A 16,270-nucleotide genomic window follows, 5' to 3' on the forward strand; every position below is an offset into this window, starting at 1 on the left:
CTCCTCATTGAGCAGGGTTACAGTTCACGGTAAACCGGTGTAAAGGCAAGCGCAAGAGCAGCGCATAAGTCTTTGGCCACCATAGTTACCGGGTGGAAAATCCTACTAGAGTGCGCGCCTCGCCTCCGTCGCGATTTCGCGCAACTCCGGCAGAACCCGCCCCAGTGGCATCGCTGGAGCATGCCTCTGTCCGAGCGCAAAATAGACGTCCTTGTAGAGCGCATACAGCCGCTCGTAGACCTCAACCGAACGCCGATCCGGCTCAATAGTACGGAATGGCAGACACACCGCCTTCTGCGCTTCTTCAATGGTCTTGTAGATGCCCGCGGCCAGCAGTGCCATGATTCCCGATCCTAGGCTTGTGGGGACACCGGCTGGCACCAGGACCGGCTTGTTCAGCACATTGGCGTATACCTGGTTCAGCACTTCGTTTTTTTGCGGTATTCCTCCGGCATTGATCACGCGATCCACGCGCACGCCATGCTCTGCCATGCGCTCAAGAATGATCCGCGTGTGAAACGCGGTTCCCTCGATCGCCGCGAACAGTTCATCCTGCGCCGTGTGCACCAGATTCCATCCCAGCGTTATCCCCCCAAGTTCCGGATTCACCAGCACCGTGCGATCGCCGTTATCCCAGCTCAAACGTAATAGGCCTGTTTGTCCGGCCCTGAACTCTTCGAGTCCCTTCGACAATTCGAAGACTCGAGTCTGCGACCGTTGCGCAATCGCTTCAAAAATGTCACCAGTCGCCGAGAGCCCCGCTTCAATTCCGGTATAGCCAGGATGAACGCTGCCTGGCACCACTCCGCAAACCCCTGGCACCAGTTGCGCTTCACGTGCCATTGCAATGATGCACGTCGACGTTCCCACTACATTCACTACGTCGCCTTCGCGGATATGCGAACCGATCGCGTCCCAGTGCGCATCGAACGCACCTACGGGGATTGGAATGCCCGCGCGTAAGCCCAGTTTCTCAGCCCACTCCGCTGATAAGTATCCGGCGACCTTGTCGCTGGTCAGATACTCGCCGCCCATTTTTGCGCGCACACCGGCCAGCAGGGGATCGACCGAAACCAGAAACTCTTCCGGCGGCAATCCGCCCCATTTCGGATTCCACATCCACTTGTGGCCCATCGCGCACACGCTGCGCTTCAGGTCCTTGACGTTCTTAACGCCACTCAGAGTTGCCGCAACCATGTCGCAGTGTTCGAGCGCGGTCACAAATGAATCCCGTTTGCCTGGATTGTGGCGCAACCAGTGGAGCAGCTTTGCGAACCCCCACTCGTGCGAATAGACGCCGCCGCACCACTCAATTGCTTCCAGCCCCTTCGCATGCGCCTTGGTGGTGATCTCCTCCGCCTCCGCATGCGCGCGATGATCGCACCACAAATAGTATTCATCCAGCGGCTCAAGGTTTTCGCCCACCGGGATCACGCTAGAACCGGTGGTATCGAGCGCAATGGCTTCGACATTGCCTCCGCTGATTCCAGTCGCGGCAAGCACATCTTTCGTCGCAACCGCAAGGGCAGCCATCTGGTCAGCGTGCGATTGCGTGGCAAAATCCGGATCTTCGCGGCGGCGGTGCAGCGCATATGAAGCCGATGCAGTGCCAATCGGGCCATACTGACTGTCAACCAGCGTTACACGCACACTCAGCGTGCCAAAATCAACTCCTGCTACTACCGACATTCCATGCTCCAGTGGTAAACGCTTTCCAGCATCGGCACCAGACTACACCACCGCCGCAGACCTATCGGGTGCATTCGGCTCACTTCTTCGGCGCGCTTTTCTCTGCCGTCTGGAGCGCTGCCGTCACTTCGGTTGCTCCCTTCAGTTTTGCCGGCGTTCCATCCTGGTTCTTCACCAGAATTGAGATCCTCCGATTCGACGGATCATACGGATTCGTTTTCACCCGCAACAACTGATCGGCGTAGCCGCGCACCTGCGTCACCTGGTTGCCGCGCACGCCGTGCTGTTGCAGTAGTCGTCGCGCTGAATTGGCGCGATCTGCAGACAACTCCCAGTTGCTGTAGTTGGTGTCATCGGAATACTGCGCCGCATCCGTGTGTCCCTCGATCAGCAGGGCATTCGGAAGAGTCTTCAATTCGCCGCCCAGCAATTCCAGCAACTCCTGCCCGCTATCGCTTAGCCGCGCACTCCCACTTTGGTAGAAGGTCCCATTTTTATCTTCGAGCAATTCGATGCGTAATCCTTCAGGCGTAATCGTGATTTCAATTTGCTTCGAAAGCTTTTCCAGATCTTTTTTCGCGCGGATCTCTTCCTCAAGTTTTTGTTTGAGCTTCTGCATGTTATCCGAACTTGCTATGGCAACGGTTTCACCCGTGCCCGTCAGCGTCGTGCCCATCATCGTGCCCGTGCCCCTGGGATCATTGAAATATCCCGCCACTGCCTTCTTTACCTTTTCACTCGAATTCATCAGCCACAGCACGATAAACAGCGACATCATCGCGGTCACAAAGTCCGCATACGCCACCTTCCATGCGCCGCCATGATGTCCACCATGTCCGCTTTTCTTCCTGATGACGATAATCGGTTGTGTCTTTGCAGCCATGTAAATGTCTTTCTACGCAGCCTTGGCCGCCACGCCGGAGACGCTACCTTGACCCTTGCAGAATTTCTCCATCTCATCAAAGGTCGGCCGTACCCGCGCAGGAATCGCCCGCCTCCCCAACTCAATCGCAATCATTGGCGCCGAACCTTTGAGAAAAGCTAGCAACAGTACTCGCAACACATGCAGATAGTCGTTATGCTCATCGGCAGTCTTGGCCATGTTTGCGCTCAATGGCCCCGCTACTCCGTAACACAGCAGAATGCCGAGAAACGTGCCCACCAGGGCCGCTGCTACCTTCTCGCCAATCTCTTCCGGTGGACCGCCAAGCGAACCCATCGTGATCACCACTCCCAGCACCGCTGCGACAATTCCCAGCCCCGGCAATGCGTCAGCCATCGTTGTCAGCGCAGCCACCGGCTGAGTGGCTTCCTGATGATGTACCTCCATATCCAATTCCATCATCTGGTCCATATCAAAGGGATCGACGCCGCCCGTGATCGCCATCCGCAAGGTGTCACAAACAAAATACTGCGCATGATGATCGGCAAGAAAATCGGGAAAGGCCTTGAAGACCGCGCTCTCCTTAGGTTTCTCCACGTCGTTCTCGACACTCAGCAAGCCTTCTTTGCGTACCTTATTCAGAAACATGTACATCATCTTCAGCAGATTCAAATAACGCTGCTTGCCAAATTTCGAACTGCTCAGAACACCCTTCAGGCCCGCGAGGATCCCCTTCAAAATGTGCATCGGGTTTGCCACCAGCAGCGTTCCCGTTGCAGCTCCGGCAATGATCAGCAACTCGGCAGGCTGTACCAGCACCGCCATGTGTCCCTTCTCCATCAGGAACCCACCGATCACTGCGCCGAACACCATAACGATGCCTATGATGGCAAACATGCAAGTCTCCCCTGCGATGCAGTGATGTGATTTCCTCCAGCACGTACACTCGCAAACATGGCAGCCTGTGCCCGCTCGAGTAAATTGGCCAACGGTTCGCCCCGCTCCGCCTGAGCCGCTCCGATGCTCACGGTTAAAGACGCACGATCGCCCCACCATCGAAATTCCGTGGTGCGCGACAGTCCCGCCAGCATTTGTGCGTGGGCCGCAAGCATTGGCGTGTTCCGCTCATGCGACAGGACCAGAAACTCATCGTCACCCCAGCGGCCAATCTCTTCCGCAGGCTTTAATCCCGCTGCCAGCGTGCGTTCCACTTTTTCCAGCATTGCTTCGCACGCTCTCACGCCGTGCGTGCGACGAAACACCCTCGCCTGGTCCACCGTCACCCACAACACGCCCAGGGGAATATGGCTGTGCAGAAAATCTTCATGCATGGTCGCGAGTCGGTCCTCAAGTTCTGCCTGGCTTTCGCCAATGCTCGAACTCTCATCGAGTTCCCCATGCGGCAGCGCGTCAATACTCTCGGCAGGATGAAACACCACCCCAGTCCCGATCCTCCCGCCAAGTCCATCGCGCAGTACCAGCACACGCGCCATCAATGGGATTTCATGGCCCACCTTGTGCTGCGCCACCACCAGCGATCCGCGCCCTCGTGCGCTTTCCTCATCTGCATGCCTGACCCAAGGATGTGCACCATCAGCTAGCAGGAAATTCAGAACCTTCCGTACGCTATGTCCCACAACCTCGCCGCCAGCAAACCCGGTAATGATCTCTGCCGCACGACTCCAAAGGACTACGTTGCCGTCATGATCCGCGAGAGCCACGCCCTCCGTCAGGCTGTCCAGCGCCGATTCCAGCAGTTCTGTCCGATCCGCCATTCGCCGGTTCCTCCACCTCATTCATCGGCGAAGACGCGCACATCTTGATCAAGTCATAATGAGGCATTCCTCTCAAGGCGAGGAATCGAGGAAGACCGGAGCCAACCCCCGGTAGCGAAGATCAATAATCGAATTGAAAAGACAAGAAGGGAACTACTTTGTCTTTACGCCGATTCCGTTGCTCACGCCGCCGAGCGGCAGCCGCACCACGAATCGCGTGTTACCCGGATGCGACTCGACATCGATTTTCCCGCCGAACTTCTGCGTCACGATGCGATGCACAATCTCCAGGCCCAAGCCGGTACCCGAGCCCTGTGGCTTGGTGGTGAAAAACGCTTCAAATATACGCGGCAGCACATCTGCCGGAATTCCGGGACCGTGATCGGTAATGCTCACCGCCAGCCATCCAGGATCCGAGGCAGGACCTGCGCCGTTGCCGCTCGCCCCCTGTTCTGTCCACGTGGCAATCTCAATCTGTCCCTGCGCCGGAGAGGCATCAGCAGCATTGTCAATTAAATTCGTCCACACCTGGCTGAGTGCAGAACCGCGCGTCTGAATTACCGAAGGAGCTGCTGTAAATTTCTTCTCCACCGCAATCTGCTTAATGCGCAGCTTGTGTCCTAGGATCGTGATCGTGCTTTGCAGGCTGTCGTGCACGTCCAGCTCTTTCACCGGCGAGCGGTCGTCGTACGCGAACTTCTTCACTGCCATCGCCAGATCAGACACTCGCGAGATACTCTCTTCGATCGCGCACACCAGCGAGACGCTCGACACCAGTGCTTCAAGCCAGTTCAGCGCGTCCGAAAAGCTGCTTGCATCGAAATACTCCCGAGCGCATTTCAGCTCTTCCTGCTCAAATCCAATCTCGACCAGCGACGGCGCGATTGTGAAGGCGTTTTCAACCCCGGCATCCTGTAGCCACTCCGCTAGCTTCTCTTCGGCATCTGCCTGTTCAATGGAACTCAAAGCCGGCGCGTGGCAGCTTTTCATGGCATGCTTCAGCAGGTTATGCATGCACTGCATCTGGTCCGGTGTTTTAGGCTTGCTCGCCGAACGCAGACTGAGATCCTGCAGTTTCATCAGGTTTTCGCGTAGTTGCGATGCCGCTCGCTTTGCCGCTGATCCCGGGTTGTGCAACTCGTGCATCAATCCGGCCGCCAGCGTCCCCAGCGACACCAGTTTCTCCCGATGCAGCGCTTCCGCCTGGTAGGCAGAAAGCCGGGTCGACATGTCGGCGAGGATCACTTTGCGAGCGTCCGGGCAGCAAGCCATCAACGCCCAGAACTGGTCCGCGCTAAACCGCAACAGGTCCGTATCGCGAACTGCCGTCACAAGAAACGTCGCGTGTGTCTTGCCCGTCAGAAATGGAGTCTCACCAAAAGCTTCGCCGGCTTGGGCTGTACCCACAGTGGTGTAGGATCCGTCAGCCTCAATTCGTTCGGCGCGACATTCGCCGTCAAGAACCAGCCAGTAGTACAGCGATCCGTGGCCGGGATCAGCCAGCTTCGTGCCAGCTTTTGCATGCACTCGTTCGACAATTCCAATGCTCTGCAGAGCGTCTGCGGGGACGTCGGCAAACGGTCGTGTGTGACCCAGGGATCCGGCCAGTTCCTCTAAAGGAACCGACTGAATGTTCATCAATTGTTCGCCTGCGCTCATCGTGCCGTTTCAATCCCCATTTAGAACCCCGCCAGATACTGATGCGCAAATTGCACTGCAATCGAACCTTCGCCTACCGCTGACGCCACCCTCTTCACTGATCCGTGCCGCACATCCCCAGCCACAAACACGCCTGGAACGCTGGTCTCCAGCAGAAACGGCTCGCGCTGTTCTCGCCAGCCACTCACTAGCTTTCCGTCTTGCCGCAAATCAGGTCCAGCCAGCACAAATCCCTTCTCGTCGCGCAAAACCGCCTCCGGAAGCCATTCCACCCCCGGCTGCGCACCGATAAACACAAATAGAGACGTTGCTTGTACGCAATATTCGCCTTTTGGACCGCGCAAGCGCAAGGCTTCGAGTCTGTCTTCTCCTTCCGCGGCCATTACCTGTGTTTGCGTTTCCACCACAATATTGGATGTGCGCTCAATCTCATCGATTAAGTATTTCGACATGGTGGCCGAAAGCCCCTTCCCGCGCACCAGCATCGTCACCTTCCGGGCATATTTGGCAAAGTGCAACGCTCCCTGACCAGCAGAGTTCGCTCCCCCCACCACGAAGACTTCCTCGTCCTGGCAGGAAATGGCCTCCACCAGCGCCGCGCCGTAGTAAATCCCCCGCCCCGTAAGCCTCTCTGCACCCGGAATATCCAGCTTCCGCCACTGCACCCCCGGAGAGAGCAGGACCACGTGCGAAGACACCTCGCGTCCGTCGCTCAACTGCACAAACCGGTACTGCCCTTCAATTCGCAGCCCGACCGCGCGCTGGGTCACGAATTCCGCCCCGAAACGCGATGCCTGGGTATGCGCACGGCGCCCCAAGTCCGATCCGGTGATTCCAGCCGGAAAACCGAGGTAGTTCTCAATCTTCGAACTCGAACCTGCCTGTCCTCCCGGTGCTACCGGTTCCACAACCAGCGTTTTGAGGCCTTCGCTGGCGCCATAAACGGCCGCCGCCAGTCCCGCTGGACCCGCTCCTACCACCACCATGTCGTAGAACTCTTGGGTGGCGTGGGTGCTTAATCCAACTCTGGCTGCCAGCGCATCAGGATTCGCCTCCGCCAGTGCGCTTCCGTCCGCAAATAGCACCACCGGCAGCTGGTCTGCCTTGAGCTGCCGCTCATCCAGCAGTTTTTGCGCCTCGTCATTCGTAGCCGCATCGATCCAGCGGTAGGGAACGTGGTTGCGTGAAAGAAAATTGCGCAATTGATGGTCGCTCAGAGCCCAGCGGTTACCGATCACCCGGATACCCTCAAATGGGGGCCGGTATCCCGCCTTCCAGTCGTCCAGAAGATCGCTCAAAACCGGATATAGCTTCTCCTCCGGTGGGTCCCAGGGCTTGTTTAGGTAATAGTGAATCCGCGCCGTATTGATCGCCCGGATAGCCGCTTCCGTATCTGCGTAGGCCGTCAGAAGCACCCGTTTAGCGTGGGGATAAAACTCCTGCGCCCGTTCCAGAAACTCAACGCCTGTCATCCCCGGCATTCTCTGGTCGCTTAGCAGCAGCGCTACAGGCTCCTGGCGCGTCTTCAATTGCTGTAGAGTGTCGAGCGCCGCTTGCCCGCTCGCCGCCCGCATTACACGGTATTCGGCCCCATACTCGCGTCGGAGGTCCTGCACGACCGCTTCCAGAACGCTTACGTCGTCATCTACTGCTAGTAAATTCGGCCTCGCCATACTCTTCCAGTCTACGGTCTTTGTGTCCGGCTACAACCACTTCCATTCCAGTGAAATCCACAGCGCTTTGGCCTCGACACAGACGGTCATTCGCGGGTTTGATAATCCACAATAGCTCTGTTTTGTGCCAAGTCGGTTAACAGGACGGGCAAACAACCTCGATGGATTCCCCGTGACGTTTTGGTCATTTGCGCTGTAATCTATGTGGCAAGGGTATTACCTAGGTGCAGGTACCTCTGAGCGACAGGGGTGACGAAAGGCATGTGTATGATTTCCACTACACCTATATGGGGCTACCCGACAGCTTTTCAACCGTCTGCCGATAACTGTAAAAGGGCAGATTGAAGTTTGCCAACGATTGATAAGCAGCACCCGGCCCGTGAAAGAAGAGCCGGTTTCGGTCCCACAGAGTTTGTTTCACTGGCGTAGAGGCGCAAAACATGAACAAGGTCATTCTTGCTGATTCCCAGGCAATATTCAGGGCCGGCACCGCGAAGGTGCTGGCTATGGACGAAGACCTGCGGATTATTGCCCAATGCACCGATTTGGACCGGATGATGCACGCAGTCACAACCTTCCCCGGATCCATCGTTGTCTTCGCAGCATCCCTGCGGCCCGATATGGCCCGCCTGAAAACGCTGCTCGAAGCCTCCAATAGCAGAGGCATCGTCATTGCCGAAAACACCGAGGCCGCCAGCAGCTATCTGCAACAGGGCTTCCGCGGTGTGGTTTTCCGCAACGTCACTGGCCAGGCGCTCGTAGAGTGCGTTCGCCGCGTGGCTGCCGGAGACACCTGGGCTCCTCCCCAACTCCAGATCCCCGACTCGCCCGAAGAGGATATGGTCGGCACTCGCGTACGCGACCGGCTTACACCCAAGGAGATGCGCATCGTCGCGCTCATCGTCCAGGGTTGCAAGAACCGCGAAATCGCACTGCGCCTCAAGACCACCGAGCAGGTGATCAAGAACTACCTCCGCTCCATCTACGACAAGACCGGCGTCAGCGATCGTCTCGAACTCGCTTTGTTTACGATCCATCACCGCGTCCTGGCCCAGGCTGCTGCCGAAGTAGGCAGCAAGCTCGAAGCGGAAATGCAGCAAGCTCCGGCCATTTCCACCGGATCCCCGGCGCTTGCCCAGTCGTAAGATAACTCGAGTCAATTCGAAAGCAAGAAGGCCGCTGACTGAATCAGCGGCCTTCGTACTTCTGACTGGCTAACCTTCGAGCTTAATTCCAGCGCTTCTCGTCGTCATGGTCTTCGTCGATCTGCTTTCCGCTGCCGTCGAACTTAACGGTCCGGCCCTGAGAGCGCATGTAGACTTCGAACTTCTTTGCAGCTCTCCGGCGTTTCCAGCGGTAGTAGCCGTTGCGTATCCCATACCATTTCTCGCTAAAGACAAACGAGAACCCGCGGCGCGGTGCCATCCGGATGAAGACCAATCCTGCCAGCGCTCCGCCGAGCTGCGCAAACGCATACATACGCATGGTGCCGAACATCATCGCGATCGCAACCAGCGCATAAATCAACGCCATGTAGCGCGCCTTGATGCCGATGACGAAGAACATCTGGAACTGCACATCCCCGTACAGCACTCCGATTGCCATCAGCAGTCCGAAGATGCCCCCGAAACAACCGTACAGTGGAATCGTGTCCCGCGATAATCCCATTGAAACACTTGCGCCATAGAGCGCGAGCGCCGCCAGCGCTGTGCCCACGACGGATGCGACGTAAAGCCCCATGATCCAGGTGTCGTTGTGAAAGGCCTCCAGGAACCCAGCTAGAAACCAGATCGAAAGCAGCTCAAACAGCGTGCCAAGTACTAGGTCCGTGGGATGTACAAGGCTGTAGGTGAAAGGCTGCCAGAGCCACCCGTGCAAAAATGTCGTCGGGTTAAAAATCAGACCGGCCAGAGCCGATCTCGTAGCCAGCGGCGCCGCTACTCCTGCGATAGCAAGAAGGAAGTAAGAGCCGAGATTCACCAGAACCAGGCGACGGGTCGCGCCGTGAAAATCAGGGAATGCTAACGGACTGGCGCCAATCCTTGCCATGGTAGTGACAGGTTAAATGGAACGCCTTGTGCGTGTCATTGGGACATCAGCGTTGGGAATAACGGCAAATCCCTCATGGTGCAACAACCAGTCCTCGGTGGCCTTTCGCATCGACAGCCCGAACGCCAAAAATCACATTGTCTTTCGAGACAGGAAGTGAAACCGTAACCGGCCCCTCTGAAGCGGTGGCCGCGACCTGCTTTACATATTGCCAGCTTGGCGCGGTGGTCTCGCGCCACAGAACCTCGTAATGGGCTACGCCTCCGCCGACCGGCGGCTCCCATGTAAGTGTCGAGCCATTCTCCGTCATCTTGTTTACGATTATGACCTTTTGCGGCTCACCGGGCGCCGCGGCAAGTGTTGCCAGGGTCGCCGCATTTAAACGCGCTACAGCAGCCACGTAGTTGAAGTCGACAAATTCGATGAGGTCACCGAGCACGGGCGACTCCGATCCGGACTGAGGTTTGGTCACATTCTGATGCTGGTGGTTGTAGTCCTCGCGCCATTCGGTAAACCGCACTGCCGCAAACCCCTCGCGGTTAAACGAACTGTGGTCGCCACCGCGTAAATAGCGGTCGGGCCGGTTTACGAGAAAAGCCGAAAAGGGTTTGGCTGTCGCCTGCTTTGAGAAATAGGCTCGCGTCGTTTCAGCGATCGCCCGCGCCAGTTCGCGGCTGGGTGAGTCATCCTCCTTGCCCAATGCACGGACCTTACGCGCCTCCTCCGGAATAGCCGATACCGGAACGCCCTCTGAAAATACGCGCACCCTGTCCTTCAACTGCAATGGATCGTCCGGGGTCGTGTTTCCGCCAACGATGTCGTTATTCAGCACCGCTTCGAGATCCCAGCCTTCGTCCTTCGCCACTTTGGCAAGGTGCCCCGATCCCACTAGTCCCTGCTCTTCGCCTGCTACAGCTGCATACACAATGGTCCCCGGAAACTTCAGCTTGCTCAAGGCGCGTGCACACTCTAGCGAGACCGCGACGCCAGAGGCATCGTCGTTCGCGCCCGGTGCTGCACCATGATCATCCAGTATGTTCAGATTGCGCGAGTCGTAGTGGCCGGTGACCAGTACGATTCGTTTGGATTGCGCTGGGTCCGTCCCCCGCTGTATGGCATACACATTGGTGATCTTTGTCGGCTTGGGAATTCTCCCCGCCCATGGACTGCCGCTGGCACTGCCCGGATCAGCCGTAAAGGTGTCGCGCTTGATCTCCAGGCAGCCGCCGCACTCGCGGGAGATAGATTCGAACTCTTCTGCGATCCAGTCCGCCGCAGCGTTAATGCCTTCGCGGGGCGGCAAATCCGTCTCCATGCTCGACAAGGTGCTGCGCGTACCGAAACTAACCAGCTTTTCTATCGTCTGATGTATTTGACCGGGCTTGATCAAGGCGATAGCCCGGGCAATTGCCGGATCGGCCGGCGGCACACCAACCGGCATTGCATGCAGCGCGTAGTCTGGCTGAGCGCAGACAGCATCACACATCAGCGCCAGCCCGCAAAGGAGGACCGTTCTAGCAAACCACATTGTCAATCTCCGGAGGTCGTACTTCGGTTTCAAGAGTGGGAAGCAGCCTCTTGACCTTTGGCACGGTTTGCCTAAAACTAACCCAAGTCCGTACCCTAAGGGTACCGTCATCCTACATCACGAAATGCCTTGAGAGAGGAGGCTGCCATGACAAGCTGCCCGGAATGTGAAAACGATTTAGATATCGACGTTGAAGAAGCGGAAGAGGGCGACGTGGTCGCCTGCGGTGAATGTGGAACTGAGTACGAAATCGTCGGTGTCGAGCCGCTCGAACTGTCTAAAGTGGAAGACGGCATTCTCGAAGACGACGATGATTTTCTGAATGAGGACGAGGAGGAAGAGTGAAAGGCAACCGCGCAAGACTGTCGACATGGGCAGTTTTTATCACCCTTGCGGCAGGCATCGTTCCAGCGGTACATCCAACCGGTGAAGCTTACGCACAGAACCTGGGTCAGCGCAATGTGGCCGGCCTCGTACTCGACGCCAACTCAGCCCCCGTGCAGGGGGCGACAGTGTTCCTCAAAAATCAGAAAACCAAGTCGATACGCAGTTATACGTCCGCAACAAACGGCAGCTTTCGCTTTGCACAGGTCAACATGACCGATGACTACGATTTGTGGGCTGAAAAGGAAGGCAAGAAAAGTCCCACCAAAACAGTCAGCAGTTGGGACGCACGCAAGGAGTTTTCAACGGAACTCAAATTCAAGTAACCCTCGCCGTTTTCACGAACGATTCCGTTCGAGGGTCTTGAGATTCGGGGCAGGCTACTTCAGCTTGCCCCTGCTCGACAAAGCGAACTGATTTCCGTCTGCATCCTTGAACACAGCAACCGAACCCCACTCTTCCGTGGTCGGCTCCTTCGTGAAAACCACGCCCTTCTTCTTCATCGCATCCGCAGTGGCAAAGACATCGTCGCACCAGAACGAAATGGATTGAAAATCGCCGATGCGTTTTTCGTGACCTTCCGGCGTAAAAAGCGCAATTCCCGTATCAGCCCCGGCAAATTTCAACTCTATCCATCGTTGATTAGGCATGTACGGCTGATCCGTCATCCCCTTCATTCCCAGAGCCTCGGTATAAAACTTCAACGCTACGTCCTGGTCACGCACTGGAATGCCCACAAACTTGATGCCTCGAATCATTTTTCCTCACAGTGCGTAGAGAATATCTCGGCTAATTTCAGCAATCAATCAGGCATCGAATGCTATAGTAGCTATTGGTATAGAGATGCCGGTACTGGATGATTACATCATCGACACGTTGATGCGAGATCTGGTGGGACACGACCGAAAACCGGTTAGTTTCCTGGTGTACGTATGGCTCGCTTCCGAGCAGTCAAAAACTGCCTCGGAAGTGCGCGTGAGCTATCAGCAGGTAGCCGACTCTGTTGGAATTTCGAAAAGCTCTGCTCAGGCCTCTATTCGCTGGCTGCTGAGACGCAAACTGCTCACTGTAAAGAAAGAAACGGTGACCGCGACTCCCATCTATGCAGTGCGCAGCCCGTGGCGTGACGCCGCACGACGCACTAAAGATCGCGGGTGACCGCCAGCTGGTCACTCCTGGTTTAAAGTCACGTTCCCATTGATGGTTTCGATCGTCACATGGTTCAGACCGCTGCCAACGATCCCGCGCGCGCGGATGTACTTGCGCGGTGTGCCAAATGAGTTATCCCAATTGTCCGACTCGCGGACGTCCAGCCCGGCGTGCTGCGTGATGCGGTATTGCTTGTCGGTCCGCGTATACGCGAGGGTAATCTTCACCTCCATCGGGAAATCCTTAGGGACGGTAAGCTGAATGTCCCCGCCCTTCGAAGTGAGCTGAATATCCCGCTCCTGGCCTGAGGAACCAATTTCATGTACGGTAATTCCGCCGCCCATGGATGTTGCTTTCACTGGCCCCTCAGAGGTCCCAATCGTGATTTCTCCGCCCATGGTTGTGGCGTCAACGGACCCCGATGCATGGTCAACGTCGACTCCTCCGCCCATCGTCTTTATCCGCGCAAATGAAGCGACATTGCCCACGTGAATGCCGCCGCCCATCGTGTTCAGCGTGGCTCCATGCGGTGCATTCGCTACGTCAATTCCGCCACCCATCTTGTTGATGATGAGTTCTCCAGATGTCCCCTTCGTGCTATCGGACATCCCGCTATCAACGAAGTGCGAACCGTACCCTCTGCAACCAGCCAGACTTGCTGGCAGCGCGCCCACCAGCAGCAATGCACATCCTTTGCGCAGGTTCATATCTCAAACCTCCTGATCGATCAGAAACGCACGTTCCCCAAAGAACCATACGCTTGCGCTGTGCTTGGGGTTCCCTCCCGCTCGAAACCAAGGCATGGCCGGGTCTTATCCGTCGAGCTTCTTGGTTACAAGTTCATTCAGCAACGCAGGGTTGGCTTGCCCCTTCGACGCCTTCATCACCTGCCCCACAAAGAAGCCTGCCATCGTCTTCTTCCCGGCGCGATACTGCTCCACCTGCTTGGGATTTGCGGCGATCACCTGGTCGATCATTGCCTCGATCGCCGAGGAATCTGTTATCTGCTGCGGTTTCTCGCGTTCGTAAACAGCAGGGAAGTCCTCGCCCTTTTCAAAGGCAATATCAAACAGTCCCTTCAACTGCTTCGAACTGATCATACCTTCATCGAGCAGATCAGCCGCAAACACTAAACCCGCCATCGAAATCGGAGACTGATCCAATTCAAGCCCGAGCGCCTTCAGCCGACCGCCAAGTTCGCTCAGCAGCAAGTTGGCAACGCGCCGAGGATTCTTTGCCGTCTTTGCCGCAGCCTCGAACCTGTCTGCAAATTCGCGCGAAGCCGTCAGTGTGTGCGCGTCCTTAGGATTCAGTTCGTACTCGGCGATCATCCGTTTACGCCGCGCCTCGGGAAGCTCCGGCAGTTTCGCCCGCACCGACTCTAGAAACTCCGGCGTTACGATCAACGGCGGCAGATCCGGCTCGGGAAAGTAGCGGTAGTCGTGCGCCTGTTCCTTCGAACGCATCGAGTAGGTGCGTCCCTCGTGCGCATTCCACAGCCGCGTCTCCTGCACCACGCGACCGCCCTCCTCGATCACCTCGATCTGCCGCTCGATCTCGTATTCGAGAGCCTGGCGGATGAAGCGGAAGCTATTTACGTTTTTCACTTCTGCCTTCGTGCCGAACTTCTCCTGACCTCGAGGCCGTACGCTTACGTTGGCATCGCAGCGCAGCGATCCTTCTTCCATATTGCAGTCAGAGACCGCCGTATACAGCAGGATCTCCTTCAGCCGCGTCAGGTACTCGAAGGCCTCGTCAGGCGTGCGAATGTCTGGCTCGCTCACAATCTCCGCCAGCGGTGTACCGCAGCGGTTCAGGTCGAGATACGTCCGCGTAGCAGAATCCGAAAAGCCGTCATGCAGGCTTTTGCCCGCGTCCTCTTCCATGTGCAGGCGCGTAATGCCGATGCGCTTGATGCTGCCATCCGCTGTCGGCACCTCAATCCAACCGTGCTCAGCCAGCGGCTTGTCGAACTGCGAAATCTGGTAGCCCTTGGGAAGGTCGGGATAGAAATAGTTCTTCCGCGCAAAGATCGACCGCTCGCGCACCTCGCAGTTCAACGCCAGCGAAGCCATCACGGCAAACTCTACGGCCTTGGCATTCAACACCGGCAGCGAGCCGGGCAATCCCAGGCACACCGGGCAAACATTCGTATTCGGCTCCGAGCCAAACTTATTCGCGCATCCGCAAAACACTTTGCTTGCAGTGAGCAGTTGTACATGGACTTCAAGCCCGATCACCGGCTCGTACTTGGCAAGAACATCAGGAGAAAGCGCTGTTGCAGCCATATCTAAATTCTAGCGTGTAAAAAGAAGGCCGCGCTGGGCGCGGCCTTCTCGCAGACAAAAGTTTTTCCGATCGCTATTCGGCCGGATCCTCCGCTGTAAACGCCGAGCAGCAAGGCTTCTCGGTCGCATGAAAGTTCATCAACTCTGCACGAATCCCGTCCGGGTCGTACATATTGAACTGACCTTTGCCGTCCTTGCCAATCTTGGGCGCCGCATCGTGTCTGCCTTCCAGGCGATTGCCCGCCTGCAACACCTTGAACGCATCTTCCACTGACTTTTCCCCAACGGCAAAATGATCCAGCACGCCAAGTGTCTGCTGTGTCATATTTGCGGGAATACCTGTCCCCGACGGCCCACTCGTCATCATGTATTCCACCCAGTCGTGCCCATCGGGAACCTGCTGGCTTACCCAGTCGACCTTGTCGTCCTGCATGCCGCCAAACCAGTAGGGCTTGAACCCAAGCAAGTCGCGATAGAACTTGTCTTCCGCCGCGCGGCTGTGTACGAGCAGTCCCACATGAATGATGTGGTGCCCGATGGCGCTCGGATTATCCGGTGACTTGGCGTCTGCCGCCGGCTGCACGAACTCGATCTTGTTGCCTTCAGGGTCCTGCACCGCAAACCATCGGCTCCCATCGGAACCTCTTGTCACCGATGCTGGTGCCTTCCACCCCTTCGCAGCGAGATATTTCCGCATACCTTCCGCGTTCACTGTGTTAAATGCCGCATGATCCATCCGATTGATGCCCGCATTCGGCGGCAGCGGTAGCACCTCAACAAACTGCGTCGCGCTGAAGGCATACTTAACGCCCTGTGGGTTTTCGGGATCAGCCTGCTTCGCCGCACCAATGATCACACGATAGTAGTGGTCAGTAGCCGCAGCGTCCGATGTGTAGACGGCAAGATGCGAGATCCCGGTAATCTTAGGCCGCTCCTGCGCGGTTGACGCTACGGTTGCAACACTCAGCACAGCCATTCCAGCCACTACTAAAAACTTCGACGACATGATCCACCTCAAATAGTCAGCGGCATCACGATAAATCGATTTGGCACATCCTGTAAACCCGCATCGCCAATCGTGCGCGACTTGCAGCGCATTACTCTCCGGTCCCTGAAGCTCCAACAAACATTGAGAGTGTCATTCTGATCGAACGGGCCCCGAACGTTTCAGGGTCCCCGAACAGCGATAGCTC

At 56.8% G+C, this 16,270-nt stretch carries 16 protein-coding genes; 4 read left to right on the forward strand and 12 right to left on the reverse strand.

All coding sequences use genetic code 11. The features are described 5' to 3' along the window. Positions 1–105: 105 nt before the first annotated feature. The 6 genes from P8935_RS09975 to P8935_RS10000 form a co-directional block, all read right to left on the reverse strand. Positions 106–1,689: a ribulokinase gene (locus tag P8935_RS09975; RefSeq protein ID WP_348264845.1), complete on the reverse strand. Its 1,584-nt coding sequence runs from the start codon at positions 1,687–1,689 to the stop codon at positions 106–108. Positions 1,690–1,768: 79 nt separating this feature from the next. Then, on the reverse strand, positions 1,769–2,572 hold the full coding sequence (locus P8935_RS09980; RefSeq protein WP_348264846.1) for a flagellar motor protein MotB: 804 nt from the start codon (positions 2,570–2,572) through the stop codon (positions 1,769–1,771). Between the two features lie 12 nt (positions 2,573–2,584). Next, a complete protein-coding gene (motA, locus tag P8935_RS09985; RefSeq protein ID WP_348264847.1) occupies positions 2,585–3,469 on the reverse strand; it encodes a flagellar motor stator protein MotA in 885 nt (294 codons plus the stop codon). Continuing rightward, the gene (locus P8935_RS09990; RefSeq protein ID WP_348264848.1) at positions 3,454–4,347 is read right to left on the reverse strand and encodes a diguanylate cyclase; all 894 of its coding nucleotides are present in this window, start codon (positions 4,345–4,347) and stop codon (positions 3,454–3,456) included. The genes motA and P8935_RS09990 overlap by 16 nt, the downstream gene beginning before the upstream one ends. A gap of 153 nt (positions 4,348–4,500) precedes the next feature. Further along, positions 4,501–5,985: an ATP-binding protein gene (locus P8935_RS09995; protein WP_348264849.1), complete on the reverse strand. Its 1,485-nt coding sequence runs from the start codon at positions 5,983–5,985 to the stop codon at positions 4,501–4,503. A 41-nt stretch (positions 5,986–6,026) separates the two neighbouring features. Next, complete coding sequence (locus P8935_RS10000; RefSeq protein WP_348264850.1) at positions 6,027–7,679, reverse strand: FAD-dependent oxidoreductase; 1,653 nt, start codon at positions 7,677–7,679, stop codon at positions 6,027–6,029. Positions 7,680–8,119: 440 nt separating this feature from the next. On the opposite strand from P8935_RS10000, the gene P8935_RS10005 reads away from it, so the two are divergent. Continuing rightward, on the forward strand, positions 8,120–8,824 hold the full coding sequence (locus P8935_RS10005; protein WP_348264851.1) for a response regulator transcription factor: 705 nt from the start codon (positions 8,120–8,122) through the stop codon (positions 8,822–8,824). Positions 8,825–8,906: 82 nt separating this feature from the next. Here P8935_RS10005 and P8935_RS10010 read toward each other — a convergent pair whose 3' ends face one another. Both P8935_RS10010 and P8935_RS10015 read right to left on the reverse strand, forming a co-directional pair. Beyond that, positions 8,907–9,728: a rhomboid family intramembrane serine protease gene (locus P8935_RS10010; RefSeq protein WP_348264852.1), complete on the reverse strand. Its 822-nt coding sequence runs from the start codon at positions 9,726–9,728 to the stop codon at positions 8,907–8,909. Between the two features lie 73 nt (positions 9,729–9,801). After that, positions 9,802–11,256, reverse strand: coding sequence for a M20/M25/M40 family metallo-hydrolase (locus P8935_RS10015; RefSeq protein ID WP_348264853.1), 1,455 nt, complete (start codon positions 11,254–11,256; stop codon positions 9,802–9,804). 147 nt (positions 11,257–11,403) lie between these two features. Between P8935_RS10015 and P8935_RS10020 the strand changes: the two genes are divergently transcribed. Together P8935_RS10020 and P8935_RS10025 are read left to right on the forward strand one after the other, a co-directional pair. Beyond that, on the forward strand, positions 11,404–11,601 hold the full coding sequence (locus tag P8935_RS10020; RefSeq protein WP_348264854.1) for a hypothetical protein: 198 nt from the start codon (positions 11,404–11,406) through the stop codon (positions 11,599–11,601). Beyond that, positions 11,598–11,966, forward strand: coding sequence for a carboxypeptidase-like regulatory domain-containing protein (locus tag P8935_RS10025; RefSeq protein WP_348264855.1), 369 nt, complete (start codon positions 11,598–11,600; stop codon positions 11,964–11,966). Before P8935_RS10020 ends, P8935_RS10025 begins: the two co-directional genes overlap by 4 nt. Positions 11,967–12,020: 54 nt before the next feature. Here the strand turns inward: P8935_RS10025 and P8935_RS10030 are convergent, their stop codons facing one another. Beyond that, positions 12,021–12,398, reverse strand: coding sequence for a VOC family protein (locus P8935_RS10030; RefSeq protein WP_348264856.1), 378 nt, complete (start codon positions 12,396–12,398; stop codon positions 12,021–12,023). Positions 12,399–12,483: 85 nt separating this feature from the next. Here P8935_RS10030 and P8935_RS10035 point away from each other — a divergent pair, with 85 nt between their 5' ends. Continuing rightward, positions 12,484–12,798 carry a helix-turn-helix domain-containing protein gene (locus P8935_RS10035; RefSeq protein ID WP_348264857.1) on the forward strand — a complete coding sequence of 105 codons (315 nt, stop codon included), beginning with the start codon at positions 12,484–12,486 and terminating at the stop codon, positions 12,796–12,798. Between the two features lie 11 nt (positions 12,799–12,809). Here the strand turns inward: P8935_RS10035 and P8935_RS10040 are convergent, their stop codons facing one another. The 3 genes from P8935_RS10040 to P8935_RS10050 all read right to left on the reverse strand — a co-directional run bounded on the left by P8935_RS10040 (position 12,810) and on the right by P8935_RS10050 (position 16,083). Next, entirely contained in the window at positions 12,810–13,496 is a 687-nt protein-coding gene (locus P8935_RS10040) for a hypothetical protein (RefSeq protein ID WP_348264858.1), read from the reverse strand. 105 nt (positions 13,497–13,601) lie between these two features. Then, a complete protein-coding gene (gatB, locus tag P8935_RS10045; protein ID WP_348264859.1) occupies positions 13,602–15,077 on the reverse strand; it encodes an Asp-tRNA(Asn)/Glu-tRNA(Gln) amidotransferase subunit GatB in 1,476 nt (491 codons plus the stop codon). 73 nt (positions 15,078–15,150) lie between these two features. Further along, positions 15,151–16,083 (reverse strand): VOC family protein, encoded by a 933-nt coding sequence (locus tag P8935_RS10050; RefSeq protein WP_348264860.1) that lies wholly within the window; start codon positions 16,081–16,083, stop codon positions 15,151–15,153. Positions 16,084–16,270 lie beyond the last annotated feature (187 nt).

The sequence above is a fragment of the Telmatobacter sp. DSM 110680 genome (assembly GCF_039994875.1).
In the GTDB taxonomy this organism is placed as follows: Bacteria; Acidobacteriota; Terriglobia; order Terriglobales; family Acidobacteriaceae; genus Telmatobacter.